Source organism: Afipia sp. GW822-FHT03D08, from assembly GCF_058801645.1.
In genome coordinates this window covers 640,959-657,550 of sequence record NZ_JBXANK010000001.1, presented here as the reverse complement: position 1 = coordinate 657,550, position 16,592 = coordinate 640,959, and the positions used below count along the sequence as shown (strand labels likewise).

19 protein-coding genes are annotated in these 16,592 nt (G+C 61.8%); 15 read left to right on the top strand and 4 right to left on the bottom strand.

The genetic code is table 11. From position 1 onward, the window contains the following. Positions 1-369 precede the first annotated feature (369 nt). Positions 370-1,170, top strand: a complete 801-nt coding sequence (locus AC1RM7_RS03140; protein WP_006020614.1) for an invasion associated locus B family protein — start codon at positions 370-372, stop codon at positions 1,168-1,170. A 128-nt stretch (positions 1,171-1,298) separates the two neighbouring features. After that, positions 1,299-1,499 carry a hypothetical protein gene (locus AC1RM7_RS03135; RefSeq protein WP_006020613.1) on the top strand — a complete coding sequence of 67 codons (201 nt, stop codon included), beginning with the start codon at positions 1,299-1,301 and terminating at the stop codon, positions 1,497-1,499. Between the two features lie 14 nt (positions 1,500-1,513). Here AC1RM7_RS03135 and hspQ read toward each other — a convergent pair whose 3' ends face one another. Then, complete coding sequence (hspQ, locus tag AC1RM7_RS03130) at positions 1,514-1,846, bottom strand: heat shock protein HspQ (protein ID WP_006020612.1); 333 nt, start codon at positions 1,844-1,846, stop codon at positions 1,514-1,516. A 124-nt stretch (positions 1,847-1,970) separates the two neighbouring features. On the opposite strand from hspQ, the gene AC1RM7_RS03125 reads away from it, so the two are divergent. Further along, positions 1,971-2,921 carry an AEC family transporter gene (locus AC1RM7_RS03125; RefSeq protein ID WP_024919297.1) on the top strand — a complete coding sequence of 317 codons (951 nt, stop codon included), beginning with the start codon at positions 1,971-1,973 and terminating at the stop codon, positions 2,919-2,921. Between the two features lie 3 nt (positions 2,922-2,924). On the opposite strand, the gene AC1RM7_RS03120 is transcribed toward AC1RM7_RS03125, so the two are convergent. Next, positions 2,925-3,098, bottom strand: coding sequence for a DUF1328 domain-containing protein (locus AC1RM7_RS03120; protein ID WP_006020610.1), 174 nt, complete (start codon positions 3,096-3,098; stop codon positions 2,925-2,927). Positions 3,099-3,216: 118 nt separating this feature from the next. Between AC1RM7_RS03120 and AC1RM7_RS03115 the strand changes: the two genes are divergently transcribed. The 3 genes from AC1RM7_RS03115 to AC1RM7_RS03105 all read left to right on the top strand — a co-directional run bounded on the left by AC1RM7_RS03115 (position 3,217) and on the right by AC1RM7_RS03105 (position 4,667). Then, positions 3,217-3,522: a hypothetical protein gene (locus tag AC1RM7_RS03115; protein WP_024919296.1), complete on the top strand. Its 306-nt coding sequence runs from the start codon at positions 3,217-3,219 to the stop codon at positions 3,520-3,522. A 128-nt stretch (positions 3,523-3,650) separates the two neighbouring features. Then, a complete protein-coding gene (locus AC1RM7_RS03110) occupies positions 3,651-4,328 on the top strand; it encodes a nitroreductase (RefSeq protein ID WP_006020608.1) in 678 nt (225 codons plus the stop codon). Between the two features lie 117 nt (positions 4,329-4,445). Next, a complete protein-coding gene (locus tag AC1RM7_RS03105) occupies positions 4,446-4,667 on the top strand; it encodes a hypothetical protein (RefSeq protein ID WP_006020607.1) in 222 nt (73 codons plus the stop codon). A gap of 19 nt (positions 4,668-4,686) precedes the next feature. Here AC1RM7_RS03105 and AC1RM7_RS03100 read toward each other — a convergent pair whose 3' ends face one another. Next, positions 4,687-5,883, bottom strand: a complete 1,197-nt coding sequence (locus AC1RM7_RS03100) for a UbiH/UbiF family hydroxylase (protein ID WP_024919295.1) — start codon at positions 5,881-5,883, stop codon at positions 4,687-4,689. A gap of 156 nt (positions 5,884-6,039) precedes the next feature. Here AC1RM7_RS03100 and pcsA point away from each other — a divergent pair, with 156 nt between their 5' ends. The 3 genes from pcsA (at position 6,040) to AC1RM7_RS03085 (ending at position 8,572) form a co-directional block, all read left to right on the top strand. Beyond that, positions 6,040-6,774: a phosphatidylcholine synthase gene (gene pcsA / locus AC1RM7_RS03095; protein ID WP_024919294.1), complete on the top strand. Its 735-nt coding sequence runs from the start codon at positions 6,040-6,042 to the stop codon at positions 6,772-6,774. After that, positions 6,771-7,508, top strand: coding sequence for a TerC family protein (locus AC1RM7_RS03090; RefSeq protein WP_024919293.1), 738 nt, complete (start codon positions 6,771-6,773; stop codon positions 7,506-7,508). Before pcsA ends, AC1RM7_RS03090 begins: the two co-directional genes overlap by 4 nt. Before the next feature lie 89 nt (positions 7,509-7,597). Then, positions 7,598-8,572 carry a quinone oxidoreductase family protein gene (locus AC1RM7_RS03085; RefSeq protein WP_006020603.1) on the top strand — a complete coding sequence of 325 codons (975 nt, stop codon included), beginning with the start codon at positions 7,598-7,600 and terminating at the stop codon, positions 8,570-8,572. Between the two features lie 124 nt (positions 8,573-8,696). Here AC1RM7_RS03085 and rimO read toward each other — a convergent pair whose 3' ends face one another. Further along, entirely contained in the window at positions 8,697-10,022 is a 1,326-nt protein-coding gene (gene rimO, locus AC1RM7_RS03080; RefSeq protein ID WP_024919292.1) for a 30S ribosomal protein S12 methylthiotransferase RimO, read from the bottom strand. A gap of 114 nt (positions 10,023-10,136) precedes the next feature. On the opposite strand from rimO, the gene AC1RM7_RS03075 reads away from it, so the two are divergent. The 6 genes from AC1RM7_RS03075 (at position 10,137) to AC1RM7_RS03050 (ending at position 16,590) form a co-directional block, all read left to right on the top strand. Continuing rightward, positions 10,137-10,727: an ANTAR domain-containing response regulator gene (locus AC1RM7_RS03075; protein ID WP_024919291.1), complete on the top strand. Its 591-nt coding sequence runs from the start codon at positions 10,137-10,139 to the stop codon at positions 10,725-10,727. Next, positions 10,724-11,896 (top strand): CmpA/NrtA family ABC transporter substrate-binding protein, encoded by a 1,173-nt coding sequence (locus AC1RM7_RS03070; protein WP_024919290.1) that lies wholly within the window; start codon positions 10,724-10,726, stop codon positions 11,894-11,896. Before AC1RM7_RS03075 ends, AC1RM7_RS03070 begins: the two co-directional genes overlap by 4 nt. 362 nt (positions 11,897-12,258) lie before the next feature. Further along, positions 12,259-13,578: a CmpA/NrtA family ABC transporter substrate-binding protein gene (locus tag AC1RM7_RS03065; RefSeq protein WP_024919289.1), complete on the top strand. Its 1,320-nt coding sequence runs from the start codon at positions 12,259-12,261 to the stop codon at positions 13,576-13,578. Positions 13,579-13,638: 60 nt separating this feature from the next. Further along, entirely contained in the window at positions 13,639-14,547 is a 909-nt protein-coding gene (gene ntrB, locus AC1RM7_RS03060) for a nitrate ABC transporter permease (RefSeq protein WP_024919288.1), read from the top strand. 12 nt (positions 14,548-14,559) lie between these two features. After that, positions 14,560-15,351, top strand: coding sequence for an ABC transporter ATP-binding protein (locus AC1RM7_RS03055; RefSeq protein WP_006020597.1), 792 nt, complete (start codon positions 14,560-14,562; stop codon positions 15,349-15,351). 24 nt (positions 15,352-15,375) lie between these two features. Beyond that, positions 15,376-16,590, top strand: a complete 1,215-nt coding sequence (locus AC1RM7_RS03050; protein ID WP_051472477.1) for an NAD(P)/FAD-dependent oxidoreductase — start codon at positions 15,376-15,378, stop codon at positions 16,588-16,590. Positions 16,591-16,592 lie beyond the last annotated feature (2 nt).

The window sequence follows — 16,592 nt, the reverse complement described above, 5'->3', positions numbered from 1 at the left end:
TCCGGTTGAGCACTTGGCTGAGCCTGGACCTGCGTTGCCGTCAGTCCCGTCCAGACCAAGGCCACGCAGCGGAGTTTCCGCGCCCAGCTTTGACCGCTGCGGCGCACCGCGGATGGCACCCGGTTTGATTCGGCTGACTTCACGCGAAAATTTACCACGTCTGGCCACGATAATGCGGGTTGCAACCCGCAAATATCACTGTTGGCATTGATCTTTTCGTCCGCCGTTGTATTGAAGGCGGGCTATTCGAGGGAGGCTGCGGGCACTGTCACGTATCCGCCTCAATTGGCTCCGAGACAGCCGCCGAACAAACAGGCGTCCGGGCCCCGAGCGGGAGCGGGCGTTAAGGTTCAGAAAGGGTTTTCCACAATGAATTTCCGTATCTTGGCCGCGCAGGCCTCGCCGCGCGGCCGGGTGTTCGCCGCTTTGACCGCCGGCGCCTTTTTGGCTGCTGCTACCATTACCGGCACCCAGGCTCAGACACCCGCGCCAGCGCCCGGCGCTCCGGCTCCGAAGGCCGCTGCGCCCAAGGCTGCTCCGAAGGCTGCGCCGAAAGCCCCCGCTCCCGCTGCCCAGCAGCAGGCTCCCGCCGCCAACGGTGCTCCGCAGCAGCCTCCTGCCGACCAGCAGGTCCAGTTGATCTATCAGCCCTGGACCAAGTTCTGCATGAAGGGCCAGGACGCCAACGCCAAGCAGGTGTGTTTCACCGGCAAGGACGGCCGCATCGAGTCCGGCCAGCCTGTCGTCGCCGCCGTGATCATCGAGCCGGAAGGCGAGCCGAAGAAGCTGCTTCGCGTCACCCTGCCGCTCGGCATGCAGCTCGTGCACGGCACCCGCATCATCGTCGACGCCAATGCGCCGCTGCAGAGCCCGTACGTGATCTGCTTCGCCAACGGCTGTATGTCGGACTACGAAGTGACCCCGGATCTTCTCGGCCAGATGAAGAAGGGCCAGAACCTCGTCGTGCAGGCGATCAATGCCAACGGCGCGCCGCTGACGCTGGCGCTTCCGCTTGCCGAATTCCCCAAGGCTTACGACGGTCCGCCGACCGATCCGAAGGTCTTCGAAGAGACCCAGAAGAAGTTGCAGGAAGAGCTTCAGAAGCGCGCGGCGGAAGCCCGCCAGAAGCTGGAAAACGCGGCTCCGCCCGCCAATCCCGCCGCGAAGTAACGCGGTCTTTCGCAGACGAACAAAGGGCGCGCAGCAATGCGCGCCTTTTTTGTTGGCTACGGAACGGGCATAGTTCGCTGCGCGTTGCAGAATGAGCGATGCATTGAGCACCGCCACAGGAGAACTTCATGTCCGACTACAGTGCACTCTCGCTTTCCGAACTCGAAGACCGCATCGCCATCGTGCGGGACAATATCCGGCAACTGATCGAGCAGGCGGCAGCGGTGTCCGGCGGTCAGAACGAGGAGCGCAATGCCGATCGCATCGCGCAGCAGACCGAGGAGCTTGAAGCGCTGGTGAAGGAGAGGGATGGGCGGAAGCGGGGCTAGGCCGAAGCCAACCGTCAGTTCAGTGACGGATTGCGCGGACGATAGCTGCCAGACTTGTCCTTCACGAAGATCTCGGCGACCTGCGAATGCCGGATCGGCTCACCCGACTCGTCAGGCAGCAGGTTCTGTTCCGACACGTACGCGACGTACTCGGATTCCGAATTCTCGGCCAGCAAGTGGTAGAACGGCTGGTCCTTGTGGGGCCGCATCTCTTCCGGAATCGACAGCCACCACTCTTCCGTGTTGTTGAATTCCGGATCGATATCGTAAATCACGCCCCGGAACGAAAAAATCCGGTGGCGGACGATCTGGCCGATCTGAAACTTGGCGGTGCGTGCTTTAATCATCCTCCGTCGAATAGACCATGATTGTGGCCGATGCTAGGGGTTTACGCCTGAATCGGGCGGGTGAGGGTCTCCTCTGCGCCGCAGTCGGTTCTCTGGTGCCGCGCGGCATAATAAGCGTATCCCAATGATCGATATTCTGAATCTCGCCCTTCCGTATTTCGGGCTGATCTTCATCGGCTACGCCTGCGGGAAGTACAAACGCCTGCCGGAAGCCGGTCTGGAGTGGATGAATTTTTTCCTGCTCTACGTGTCGCTGCCGGCGCTGTTCTTTAGAACGCTTGCAAGGACCCCGTTCGAGCAACTGAACAATCCGCCGTTCGTGATCGCCACCACGCTGGCGACCGCGAGCGCTTTCTTCCTGTCGATGTTCGGCACGAAATTCATCGCAAAGCTGTCGACGCGCGAGTCTGCGATGGCGGGCCTCGGCGGCGGCTATGGCAACATCGGCTATATGGGCCCGGGACTGGCGCTCGCGACGCTGGGCGCAAAGGCCGCAGCACCCGTGGCGCTGATCTTCTGCTTCGACACCATTTTTCTGTTCACCACGGTGCCGCTCCTGATGGTGCTGACCGACGGCGAGCGCCGGCCCGTACTGCCGACCATCGCTCTCGTGGTCAAACAAATCCTGCTGCATCCGCTCATTATTGCATCCTATTTCGGCGTGCTGGTTGCGGCATTCCATGTCCCGGTGCCCGTGGCGCTGGATAACACGTTTCAGTTTCTGCAAAGCGCCGCGGCGCCCGTCGCGCTGTTCGCGCTTGGCGTAACCGTGGCGCTGCGGCCGTTCGAGCGGGTGCCATGGGAAGTGCCGGGTGTCATCGCGGTCAAGCTGATCCTGCACCCGCTGATCGTGCTCGGGCTTCTGCTGCTGCTCGGTCCGTTCCCGATGGAGTGGGCGGCGACCGCGCTGTTGCTGGCCTCATTGCCGCCGGCGCTCAACGTGTTCGTGATCGCGCGCCAGTACGACACCTGGATCGAACCGGCCTCGACGCTGGTCCTGATCGGCACGTTCGTGTCCGTGGTGACACTCACCAGCGTGATGTGGATGATCAAGAACGGCGTGATATTTCCGTGAACGTCACGCTCGAAAGATCGTGAAACCGAGTATCAGCAGGATCAGGAAGATCACGCCGAAGATGTAGAACAGCACGCGTGCGATGTCGGCCGACGCGGCTGAAATGCCGGTGAAACCGAAGACACCGGCGACGACGGAGATCAGGAAGAAGATCAAAGCCCATTTCAGAATTGACATGACGAGGTCCTTGAAGCGTTACGTTCCGACAACCGGCAACGAAACTTCAGGTTCCATGATTGCGGAACATCTTTGCGATCCGCCGATTGACTGCTGGGTTCAGACATCGGAGGTCGTAATGAGATTGATCGCAATCGTATTGGTGCTGGCGCAAATAGGCGGCGCGACCGTTGTTCTCGCGCAAGCATCAGGCGGCGCTGGCGGTAGTTCCGGCGGATCAACGGGTGCATCGTCCCCCGGCGCAGCAAGCGGCGGATCGCTCGGCACCAGCGCAGGTTCGCCCGGCACAAACTCGCTGGGCACCGCGGCGCCGTCAGGATCTGGCACGACAGGTTCGGCCGCGACGGGCACCGGCGATCCTCGGGTCGACAAGAAAGACAGGGACGTCGACAAGAAGGTGAAAAGCATCTGCAAGGGATGTTGAGGCCAGGTTGCGCAGGCGATTTCCGCCCCGGGCATACCGCCTATGTGCCACCTCCTGCGTCTTGCTTGACGGCTGCTGAACCGCAAGTAATGAAGTTCCTTCAATCATCACCAGGGAATTTCAGGCCAATGCAGTTCGATGACGTTATCCTCGGCAGGCGGAGCATTCGCGGCTACAAACCGGATCCTGTGCCGAGAAAACTGATTGAGGAAATCATCAATCTGGCGATGCGCGCTCCGTCGTCGATGAATACCCAGCCCTGGAATTTCTACGTCGTTACCGGCGAGCCGCTCAATCGAATCAGGGCCGGAAATACCGAGAGAATGCTGGCGGGCGTACCGCAGTCGCGCGAATTCCGGACAGGTCAAGCATTCTCAGGCGCGCACCGCGACCGGCAGGTTGGCGTCGCCAAGCAATTGTTCTCCGCAATGGGGATCGCACGCGATGACAAGGATATGCGCCAGGACTGGGTTCTGCGCGGATTCCGTCAGTTCGACGCGCCTGTCTGCATCATCGTGACTTACGATCGCGTGCTGGACGGCAGCGACGATACGCCATTCGATTGCGGCGCGGTGGCGACCGCCCTGGTCAATGCCGCCTGGTCTCGCGGACTAGGGGCTGTGATCAACAGCCAGGGCATCATGCAGTCACCGGTGGTCCGTGAGCATGCCGGAATCGCCGACGATCAAATCATCATGAAAAGCATCGCATTGGGGTGGCCGGATGAAACCTTCCCGGCAAATGCGGTGGTGTCCGAGCGAAAGTCAGTCGAAGAAGCCACGGTGTTCGTGGGCTTCGACAGCTAACCCCTGACGCTCCCGCCATGACGGCGATAGTCCGTCGCGAAGGGTACGGCTGAAGACATCGGCGCTCCGTAACCGCCGCGGCTGTGATATGCTGCGGCGGAACGCAGGAGCGCTCCAATGACGATTAATCATCCCAATGCCAAAAGCATCCGGACGACGATTGAAATCGACAAGGACGGTGTGGAGACGGTGCTGGTTGTCGAAACCGATCTCGAACTGAATGCTGCGGCTCCGGCTTTTGATGTTGCCAAGGTCGATGCGTTGATCGAAGCCGCGATGAAGAGTTTCGCCGCCAGTGGCGGAACGATCGATCGCGTTCATCTGGTGCCGGTCCGGTAAGGCCGATACCTCGCGGCAACTATCGTCCGCGCCACGACGGCGATAAGCCCTCGCGCATTGCGAGCCGGCGGAGCGGGCCGACCGAATTCAGCATATGCATGCCGGCGGCGCGAAGCGATTGCGCCGGCAGGAAATCGCTGAGCAGCGTGCGGTTCGCCATGTCCACCGCGAAGGTCCGGCTGAAGACATCGGCGCGCCGTGCGCGGGCGTAGCGTTGCAGCACCGCGTCATCGCCGGGATCGGTACCCGTCAGGAGTGCATCCCGCACAATCTCCGCCAGATCGGCAGCATCGCGCAGTCCCATATTGAGACCCTGTGCGCCGATCGGCGGCAGCACATGCGCGGCTTCGCCGACCAGCGCGATGCGTTTCGCTGCGAGATGATCGGGGTTCTCGATCGCCAGGGGAAACACATGACGGCCCGGCGCGACGGTGAGTTTTCCAAGGATCGAATGCGATTGCTTCTCCGCGGCGATCGCGAGCGCCTGGTCATCGAGGCTCTTCAGCCGCTCGGCCTCGTCCGGCTTCAGCACCCAGACGATACTGGATCTCTCACCGGGCAGGGGGACGAAAACGCACGGGCCGGACTCGGTATGAAATTCAGTCGAGCAGTTTCCGTGCGGGCGTGTGTGGGTCACGTTCAGGGTCAGCGCCGACTGGCCAAGGTCGCGGCGCTTGACGCCGATGCCCGCGGCCTCCCGGCAGAGCGAATGCCGGCCGTCTGCACCGGCCACCAGAGCCGCGGTGAGCGTCTGGCCTTGTTTCGTCGTGATCGCGATTGACGATACGCCCGTGGCGATGGTTTCTGCTTCGTCATCGATACGAACGAGGTTCGGCAATTCGGCCGCGCGCGCTTCCATCGCGACCATGAGCAAACGGTTCTCGATGTTGTAGCCGAACGCCTCCATGCCGATCTCATCCGACGAGAACTTCACCTCCGGCGAGCGGATCAGGCGTCGCGTGTCGTCAACCAGACGCATGGTGCGCAGCGCGGCCGCGTCATCGCAGCAGCGCCGCCAGACGTCCAGCGATTGCAGGAAATCCACCGAGCCGCCGAGCAGGGCGGTCGTTCGGTTGTCGGCATAGGGCGAGCGCCGCGCGATCAGGGCTGTGTCGACGCCGGCCTGGGCCAGCGCGATGGCTGCGGCCAGCCCGGCAGGTCCGCCGCCCACAACGGCGGTGTGATAGTTTTGCGATGCAGTTCGGTTTTCGGTCATCGGGTATCTATCGCCGGAATTTTCCGGCGTCACAATGGATTTCGGGTCGTCATCCTGAGGGGCATTTTAGGCAAATCCGGTTCGCGCTTTGTCACAAAGTAAGGAGGCAACAGCGGATATGCAAAATGCCGGGAATCCTGTTAGTCACGTGAGCACATGAGCGCGCCCAGCCCGCAGGACCAGCCCCCGTTTCCCGCCAGAATGCGCATGCGCGCGTTCGGGGTTCATATATTCACCGCGCTGGGCGGCGCGGTCGCGCTGATCGCCATGCTGGAGGCGGTGAGGGAACACTGGGCCGGGATGTTCGGCTGGCTGGGGCTGGCGCTGCTGATCGACGGTCTCGACGGGCCGCTGGCGCGGCGGCTCAATGTCGGCGACGTGCTGCCAAATTGGTCCGGTGACACGCTCGATCTGGTCGTGGATTTTCTGACCTACGTGTTCGTTCCGGCCTATGCGATCACCGCCAGCGGCTTGCTGATACCGCTGGCGACATATGTGCTTGGCGCGGCCATCGTCATTTCCGGTGCGCTGTATTTTTCCGACCGGCGGATGAAGACCGACGACAATCACTTCCGCGGTTTCCCGGCGCTGTGGAATGCAGCAGCGTTTTATCTGTTCCTGCTCAAGCCTCCGGCGGCAGTCGGCAGCATCGCGCTCGCCATTCTGGTCGCGCTGACCTTCGTGCCGTTCAATGTGATGCATCCGCTGCGGACCACCCGGTTCCGCGAGCTAAACATCGCGCTGCTGGTCATCTGGGCGGTACTGGCAGTGATCGCGATTGCCGCAAATTTCGAGGTGTCGTGGTGGGTCACAGCCGGGCTGTGCGCCATTGGCGCATACATTCTTCTGAGTGACGTGTTGATCAGACTGTTTGGTGGAAACCGCACATGATGGAATTATTGACGAGCCCCGAAGCCTGGGCCGCGCTGCTGACACTCACTGCGCTTGAAATCGTGCTCGGCATCGACAACGTGATCTTCCTGTCAGTGATCGTGTCGCGCATTCCGCCCGAACAGGCAGAGCGCGCCCGCAAGATCGGTCTCGCGCTGGCGCTGATCTTCCGGATCGCGCTGCTGAGCATCCTGGTCTGGCTGATCGGTCTTACCCAGCCGGTCATCACTGTTGGCAAGTTTTCACTGTCGTGGCGCGACATTATCCTCATCGTCGGCGGCCTGTTCCTGATCGCCAAGGCGACCCATGAAATTCATGCCGAGGTTGAAGCCAAGGAGGTCGAGGAAACCGCCAAGGCCACACCCAGCGCGTTTTTCTGGGTCATCATCCAGATCATCATTATCGATCTGGTGTTCTCGATCGATTCCATCATCACCGCGATCGGCATGGTGGACGATATCAAGATCATGGTCGCCGCCGTCATCATCGCCGTCGGCGTGATGTACGTCTCGTCCGGGCCTGTTGCCGCGTTCGTGAAGGAGCACCCGACGACAAAGATGCTGGCGCTTGCGTTCCTCGTGCTGATCGGCGTTGCACTGGTCGCGGACGGATTCCACTTCCACATTCCGCGCGCGTTCATCTATGTGGCAATCTGTTTCTCGGCGGCAGTCGAGTTCTTCAACATTCTCGCCAAGCGCAACCGCAAGAAGCGGACGAGCCTGCAAAAGGGCTGATCGGACGCGGCTTTGGTCCGCGTTGACAATTTGCTGCCGATGGACTTGGCTCCCGGTTGAGATTGCTTGAGAAAAGGCCGGGAGAAACCATGACCAAGGCTGTGCGCGTCCACCAGGTGGGCGGTCCGGAAGTGATGATCTACGAGGACGTCGAGGTGCCTCCGCCCGGTCCTGGCGAGGTCCGCATCCGCCAGCACGCCATCGGCCTGAACTTCATCGACACGTATTACCGTACCGGTCTCTATAAAGCGCCGGGCCTGCCGTTCGTTGTCGGCAACGAGGCCTCCGGCGAAGTGATTTCCGCAGGGCCGGGCGTGACCAATTTTCACCCCGGCGACCGCGTGGCGTACTACTTCAATCTCGGCGGCTACGCGACCGAGCGCAACATTCCCGCCGACAAGCTGGTGAAGCTGCCGGATCACATCTCGCACGAGCAGGCGGCGGTGCTGATGCTCAAGGGGCTGACGGTCTGGTACCTGCTGCACAAAACCTTTAAGGTCGAGCCCGGCCATCGCGTGCTGATCCACGCCGCAGCCGGCGGCATCGGTCTGCTCGCATGCCAGTGGGCCAAGGCGCTGGGCGCGAATGTCATCGGCACTGTCGGCACCGAGGAGAAGGCGAAGCTCGCGCTGTCCAATGGTTGCGACCACGTCATTCTCTATAAGCAGGAAGATTTTGCGGAGCGCGTGAAGCAGATCAGCCGCGGCGAATTGTGCGACGTGGTCTACGACGGCGTCGGCAAGGACACGTTTGCCGGATCGCTGAAGTCACTCAGGAAGCGCGGCCTGTTCGTGTCGTTCGGCAATGCCTCGGGGCCGGTTCCGCCGTTCTCCATTGCAGAGTTGAACAATCACGGATCGCTGTTTGCGACACGGCCGAAGCTCAACGATTATGTCGGGACGCGCAAGGAACTGATGGAGGGGGCGGATACGCTGTTTGCGGCCGTCATCAGCGGCACGCTGCATGTGCCGATCAATCATGCTTACGCACTGAAGGATGCGCAGAAGGCGCATCGCGATCTCGAGAGCCGCGTGACGACGGGATCGGGGATTTTGAAGCCGTAAATTATCGCGGTCATTCCGGGGCGCGCTCTTCGCGCGAACCCGGAATCCCGAAGAGTTCATCGGAAAATAACTGCTGGATTCCGGGTTCGCTCGCAAAAGCTCGCGCCCCGGAATGACAGAGAAATCAGAACCCCGCCACGGTCCCGTGCAGGTCGTATTGATCCGCGCGGTCGATCTTCGCGGTGACGATCTCGCCGACCTTCGGCGGGCGGCGGCTTGAGACGTAAACCGCGCCGTCGATCTGAGGCGCGTCGGCCTTCGAGCGTCCCTTCGACACGGTCGGTCCGACTTCATCGATGATGACCTGCTGGCGGGTGCCGACCTTGCGCTTGAGGCGCTGCGCGGAAATCCTCTGCTGCCGCGCCATCAGCGCATTCCAGCGCGCGGTCTTGATCTCTTCCGGAACCGGGTTCTCGATGGTGTTCGAGGTTGCGCCCGCGACCGGCTCGTACTTGAAGCAGCCGACGCGATCGATCTGCGCTTCATCAAGCCAGTCGAGCAGATACTGGAAATCGGAATCGGTCTCGCCGGGGAAGCCGACGATGAAGGTCGAGCGCAGCGTGAGATCCGGACATTCCTCACGCCACTTCTTGATGCGGCCGAGTGTCTTGTCCTGCGACGCCGGGCGGCGCATCTGCTTCAGCACTTCAGGTGAGGCGTGCTGGAAGGGGATGTCGAGATAGGGCAGTACCTTGCCCTCGGTCATCAGGCTGATGACTTCGTCGACATGCGGGTAGGGGTAGACGTATTGCAGCCGCACCCACGCGCCGAGTTCGCCAAGCTCACGCGACAGGTCGAAGAACTTCGCGCGGACCTCGCGGTCCTTCCACATGCTGGTCGCATACTTGATGTCGACACCGTAGGCCGAGGTGTCCTGCGACACCACCAGCAATTCCTTGACGCCGGCCGCGACGAGCTTCTCGGCTTCGAGCAGAACCTCCCTGGCGGGGCGTGAGACCAGATCGCCGCGCAGCTTAGGAATGATGCAGAAGGTGCAGCGGTTGTTGCAGCCTTCTGAAATTTTCAGATATGCGTAATGGCGCGGCGTCAGCTTGATGCCCTGCGGCGGCACCAGATCGATGTGCGGATTGTGCAGCGGCGGCAGCGCGCGGTGCACGGCGTCGAGCACGCTTTCATACTGCTGCGGCCCTGTGATCGATAGCACGTTCGGATAGGCTTTCTCGATCTGCTCGGGTTCGGCCCCCATGCAACCGGTGACGATCACCTTGCCGTTCTCGGCCATGGCCTCGCCGATGGCGCCCAGCGATTCCTGCTTTGCGCTGTCGAGGAAGCCACAGGTGTTGACGATGACCAGATCGGCGCCGTCATGCTTGCGCGCCAGTTCATAGCCCTCGGCGCGCAGCCGCGTGATGATGCGCTCGGAATCCACCAAAGCCTTGGGGCATCCAAGCGACACAAAACTGACTTTTGGGGCGACGCCCTGTTCCATACGACCACACCTGTTGGGAGAATGCAGGAGCTATCCCTGATCAGCCCCAATTACAAGGCTTTAAGCAGCGCTGGCGGTTATGCTAGGACTGATTTGCCGGAATGCGAGTACTGAATGGCTGCGGATTCGTCGTTCAAGATAGTCATCGTCGACGAAAGCCCGATCAGAGCGGCAATCCTCAAGGAGGGACTGCGCGACGCGGGTTTTACCAGCGTTGAGCACATTACGGAGATGCACAATCTCCTCGCGCGCATTTACCGTATCGATCCCGACGTCATCCTGATCGACCTTGAGAACCCCAGCCGCGACATTCTGGAGCAGATGTTCCAGGTCAGCCGCGCGGTAAGGCGGCCGATCGCCATGTTCGTGGATCAGAGCGATGCTGCCTCGATCCAGCAATCGGTCGAGGCCGGGGTCTCAGCCTACATCGTCGATGGCCTGAAGAAGGAACGGATCAAGCCGATCCTCGACCTGTGCATTTCGCGGTTCAACGCCTTCTCCAAACTGCAGGACGAACTGGACCGCACCAAGTCGGCGCTGGAAGACCGCAAGATCCTCGATCGCGCCAAGGGCCTGCTGATGAAGGCAAAGGGGCTGACAGAAGAAGAGGCCTATGTGCTGATCCGATCCACCGCGATGCGCGAGAAGAAGAAGATCGGCGAAATCGCCCAATCGGTCATTACTGCGGCGGAGTTGTTGAAATGACAGGTACACCGCTCAGGATCGGATTTATTCCGCTGGTGGACGCGGCCGCGCTGCTCGTCGCCGTAGACAAGGGCTTCACCGCCGCTGAAGGGCTGGATGTGACACTTGTGCGCGAGGTGTCGTGGTCGAACGTTCGCGACAAGCTCAATATCGGCCTGTTCGATGCCGCACATCTGCTGGCGCCGGTCGCCATCGCATCGACACTCGGCTTGTCGCAGGTCAAGGTGCCGATCATCGCGCCTTTTAATCTCGGGCTGAATGGCAACGCGATCACGGTCTCGCCCGCTCTGTACGCGGCAATCACAGGAGAGGCTGACGGCGATCCGGCCAATCCGATGGTGACGGCGAAGGCGCTGGCGCGGGTCGTGGCGGCGAGGCGCAAGAGCGGCAGCGAACCGCTGACCTTCGGCATGACGTTTCCGTTCTCGACCCACAACTATCAGCTCCGGTTCTGGATGGCCGCCGGCGGCGTCGATCCCGACGAGGACGTGCGGCTTGTGGTGCTGCCGCCGCCCTACATGGTGGACAGTCTCGCCAACGGCCATGTCGATGCCTTCTGCGTCGGTGCGCCGTGGAACTCGGTCGCGGTCGATCTCGGCGTCGGACACATTCTGCATTACGTCTCGGACATTCTCGAGCGCGCGGCTGAAAAGGTGCTCGCGGTGCGCGAGACGTGGGCGCTGAAGAATTCGGAAGTCCTTGCCCGGCTGACGCGCGCGCATGGCCACGCGGCAGACTTTATCGAGAACCCGGACAATCGGACCGAAGTGTCCCGCATCCTGGGGGCCCCGGAACGGATCGGGGTCGATCCGGAGGTGATCCGGCGAACCCTCGACGGCCGCCTGAAAATCTCTCCTGGCGGGACAATCCGCGAAAGCGGGCGCTATCTGCTGATCGGCCGGGAAGGTGCCGCGCGGCCCGATCCCGTGCAGGCGGCCTGGCTTTACGCCCAGATGGTTCGCTGGGGGCAGGCGGCTTATTCACAGGAGGCGCTGGAGACCGCCAGGAAGGTCTTCCGGCCCGATCTCTATGACGCCGCGCTCGGCGCACCGAAGACGCCCGTAGGGGCGATTCAGGACAGCGTGGGCGCCTTTGACGGCCCCTTGTTCAATCCTAATGACATCCCGGCGCATCTTGCTTCCGTGACCATCAAGCGGCGTCAGCTCTAACAGCGATTCCCGGTTCATTTTGACGTCCGCCTAATTCTTGTGCGCCGCGCAAGAAGTGTGCATTTGCCGTTTGGAGAGGCCGCGACTGCAGCCTGCTTCATATCAAGGCACCTCTCCAACTCCCTGAAAAATATGAACTTGCTGCGTCGCACGCGGCTGGCACGATCCTTGAATAGCTAGGGCAGGCCGAACGAAGGCCTGCCGGGTCCACCGATGGCCCAAACAGCAATGCCGCTGTCTCGAGAGCCTCAGAGGTAGGTCTCGAGCTGGCGGCTTTTTTGTTTTTGGGCAGCAGGAAACCTGTGCGTAGGGCGATTGAACGGCAGTCAAACAGCGACACGGTCGAAAGGACGACAGACACGATGACCAAGACCACCAAACAGGGACTGGCGGGCCGCAAGATGAGCCGCCGCGCGCTGCTCAAGGCCGGTGCGGGAACGGCGGCGCTGCTGGCTGCGGCGCGACTGAATTTTCCCGGCGGCGCATTCGCGCAGACCGCCGGACCGGAAGTGACCAAGGCGATATTCGGCTACATCGCGCTGATGGACGCGTCGCCGCTGGTGATCGCCAAGGAAAAAGGAATTTTCGCGAAGCACGGCGTGCCGGACGTTGAAGTCACCAAGCAGGCGTCCTGGGGCGCGACGCGCGACAACCTCGTCCTCGGCGGCGAGAAGAACGGCATCGATGGCGCACATATCCTGACGCCGATGCCGTATCTGATTTCGGCGGGCAAGGTGACGCAGAACAACGTGCCGACGCCGATGTACATCCTGTCGCGCCTCAATCTCGATGCGCAGGCGATCTCGGTCTCCAACGACTACAAGGATCTCAAGGTCACCGCGGACGCATCCGCGCTGAAGGAAGCCTTTGCCAAGAAGAAGGCCGAAGGCAAGGAAGTGAAGATCGCCATGACCTTCCCCGGCGGCACCCATGACCTGTGGATCCGCTACTGGCTCGCCGCCGGCGGCATCGATCCCGACAAGGACGTTTCGACCATCGTCGTTCCGCCGCCGCAGATGGTGGCGAACATGAAGGTCGGCAACATGGACGCGTTCTGCGTCGGCGAGCCGTGGGGCGAACAGCTCGTCAACCAGGGCATCGGTTACACCGCCTGCTCGACCGGTGAAATCTGGTCGAAGCACCCGGAAAAGGCGCTCGGCCTGCGCGCCGACTACGTGGACAAATATCCGAAGGCGACGCAGGCCATCCTGATGGCCGTGATGGAAGCGCAGCAGTGGTGCGACAAGCCCGCGAACCGCGCCGAAATGTCCGAGATCGTCGGCCGCCGCCAGTGGTTCAACGTTCCCGTCGCCGACATCATCGGCCGCGCCAACGGTGACATCAATTACGGCAACGGCAGGATTGAGAAGGGCACCAGGCAGTTCATGAAGTTCTGGCAGGACCACGCGTCCTACCCGTTCAAGAGTCATGACGCCTGGTTCGTTACCGAAGACATCCGCTGGGGCAAGTTCGAGCCGACGACGGACGTCAAGGCGTTGGTCGACAAGGTCAACCGCGAAGACCTTTGGAAGTCGGCAGCCAAGGCGCTCGGCGTCGCCGCGGCCGACATTCCGGCCAGCACGTCGCGCGGCAAGGAAACCTTCTTCGACGGCAAGATCTTCGATCCTGAAAATCCGTCGGCGTACCTCAAGAGTTTGTCGATCAAGCGTATCGATGCCTGAGACCCTGCGGGCCGCCCCACGCAGGGGCGGCCCCGCACCTAACACAACCGAGGCAATCTCATGAACATGCCGCTCGCCAAAACGACCAGCACTCTCCCGGCACCGGCGCCGTCGCCGGCTGCGACCGCAGCGGTCGTCGCGCTGCCGAAGTCATCACGCAGTTTTCTGACGGACAAGCTGTTTCCGAATTTACGTGCGCTGGCGGCCCGTGTGGTCCCGCCGTTCATCATGCTCGTCCTGATCTTCGGCGTCTGGCAGATCCTCTGCATGAAGCCGGGCGCGACGCTGCCGTCCCCGTCCCGCATCTGGGCCGATGCCAAGGACCTCATCCTCGATCCGTTCTTTGTCACCGGACCGCAGGACATCGGGCTCGGCCTGCGCGTCCTCACATCACTTCAGCGCGTCGCTGTCGGCTTCGGTCTTGCGAGCGTGGTTGGAGTGCTGGTCGGCGCAATCATCGGCCAATCAGTTTGGGCGATGCGCGGCCTCGATCCGATCTTCCAGGTGATGCGCACGGTTCCGCCGCTGGCGTGGTTGCCGATTTCGCTCGCGGCCTTCCGTGACAGCAATCCATCGGCGATCTTCGTGATCTTCATCACCTCGATCTGGCCGATCATCATCAACACCGCAGTCGGCATCCGCAACATTCCGCAGGACTACCGCAACGTCGCCGCTGTGGTCCGGCTGAATCCGCTCGAGTTCTTCTGGAAGATCATGATCCCGTCGGCGGCGCCTTACATCTTCACCGGTCTGCGCATCGGCATCGGCCTGTCATGGCTCGCGATCGTCGCGGCTGAAATGCTCACCGGCGGCGTCGGCATCGGCTTCTTCATCTGGGACGCGTGGAATTCATCACGGCTGTCCGACATCTTCGTGGCGCTTGCCTACATCGGCATCGTCGGATTTGTGCTCGATCGCATGGTTGCCTTCGTCGGCAACATCGCGACGCGCGGCGTTCAGGCAAGCTGAGGGAGAATGACAATGGCTTATCTCAAGCTCGATCATGTCGATAAGGTCTTCACCCGCGGTTCTACTCAAAGCGAGGTGTTGAAAGACATCAATCTTACTGTGGAGCAGGGCGATTACGTCTCGATTATCGGTCACTCCGGTTGCGGCAAGTCCACACTGCTCAACATCGTCGCCGGGCTGACCAATGCGACCCAGGGCGGCGTTCTGCTCGAAGGCCGCGAAGTGAATTCGCCGGGCCCGGATCGCGCCGTGGTGTTTCAGAACCACAGCCTGCTGCCCTGGCTGACGGTCTATGACAACGTGCGTCTTGGCGTCGACAAGGTGTTCGGATCGACCAAAACCCGCGCCGAGCGCGATGAATGGGTGCTGCACAACCTCAACCTCGTGCAGATGACCCACGCCAAGGACAAGCGCCCGTCCGAAATTTCCGGCGGCATGAAGCAGCGCGTCGGCATCGCCCGCGCGCTGGCGATGGAGCCGAAGGTGCTGCTGCTCGACGAGCCGTTCGGCGCACTCGACGCACTGACCCGCGCCCATCTCCAGGACTCGGTGATGGCGCTGCACCAGAAGCTCAACAACACGGTGATGATGATCACGCACGACGTCGATGAGGCTGTGCTGCTCTCCAATCGCATCGTGATGATGACCAATGGCCCCAGCGCACGGATCGGCGAAGTGCTGGAGGTGCCATTGCCGCACCCGCGCAAGCGGCTCGAACTGGCGTCCAACCCGATTTACCTCAAGTGCCGGCAGCGCGTGCTTGAGTTCCTCTACGAGCGTCATCGTTTCGTCGAGGCTGCTTGATCGAGGCATTGGTGAGGACGTGACGTGAGCGAACCTCTTGTCATCATCGGCAACGGAATGGCCGCCGCTCGCTTCGTCGAGGAGTTGGCGAAGCGCGCACTCGGCCGTTACGCCATCGCCGTGATCGGTGACGAGCCGCGGCTTGCCTACAACCGCGTGCTGTTGTCTTCGGTCCTGGCCGGTGAAACTACCTCACAGGACATCGAGCTGCGGTCGGCGTCGTGGTGGCGCGACCGCGGCGTAACGCTGACCTACGGCTGTGCCGCCAATTCGATCGACCTCAACGGCCGTACGATCCATCTCGCGAACGGCACTGCCGTTCCATTCTCGAAAGCCGTTATTGCGACAGGCTCGACAGCGATCCGGCTGAATGTACCCGGCGCGAACCTGCCGGGTGTCCACACGTTTCGCGACAGCCGCGATGTGGACCTGCTGCTGAAACTCGCCCGCGAGAAAAAACGTGTCGTTGTGGTCGGCGGGGGATTGCTGGGTCTCGAAGCCGCTTACGGCCTCGCCAAGGCGGGATCGAAGGTGACGCTGCTGCATCTGATGGACCGCCTGATGGAGCGGCAGCTCGATGCACCGGCAGCGTCGCTGTTGAAGCGGCTGGTCGAGAGCAAAGGCATTGAGGTTTTGCTGGGCGCCAATACCAAACAGATTCTCGGCGAAGACACGCCACAGGGTATCGAACTGTCGGATGGGCGGGTGATCGCCGCCGATGCCGTGGTCTTCGCCGCAGGTATCCGGCCGAATGTCGCGCTGGCGAAGGATGCCGGCGTGCCGGTCAATCGCGGCATCGTCGTTGATGATCAATTGCGGACGGGCAGCGCCGATGTGTTTGCGCTCGGCGAATGCGCCGAACATCGTGGCACGTGCTACGGGCTCGTCGAGCCCGCCTATGAGCAGGCCCGGGTGCTGGCGGATCATCTCGCAGGGCGTCCGGCGCTTTACGACGGCAGTGTCGTTTCCACCAATCTCAAGGTCTCGGGCGTCAGCGTGTTTTCGGCTGGCGATTTTCTCGGTGAAACCGACACCGACACGCTTGTGTTCAATGATGAACGGCGTGGCACTTACAAGAAGCTTGTGGTGGCCGACGGCCGCCTCAAGGGAGCGGTCCTGGTCGGCGATACGCAGGATGCGCTCTGGTACCTCGAACTGATCAGGACAACGGCGTCCATCGAAGCGATCCGCGGCGACATGATGTTCGGCCGCGCTCTCGCACAACCGAAGGCCGCATGAGA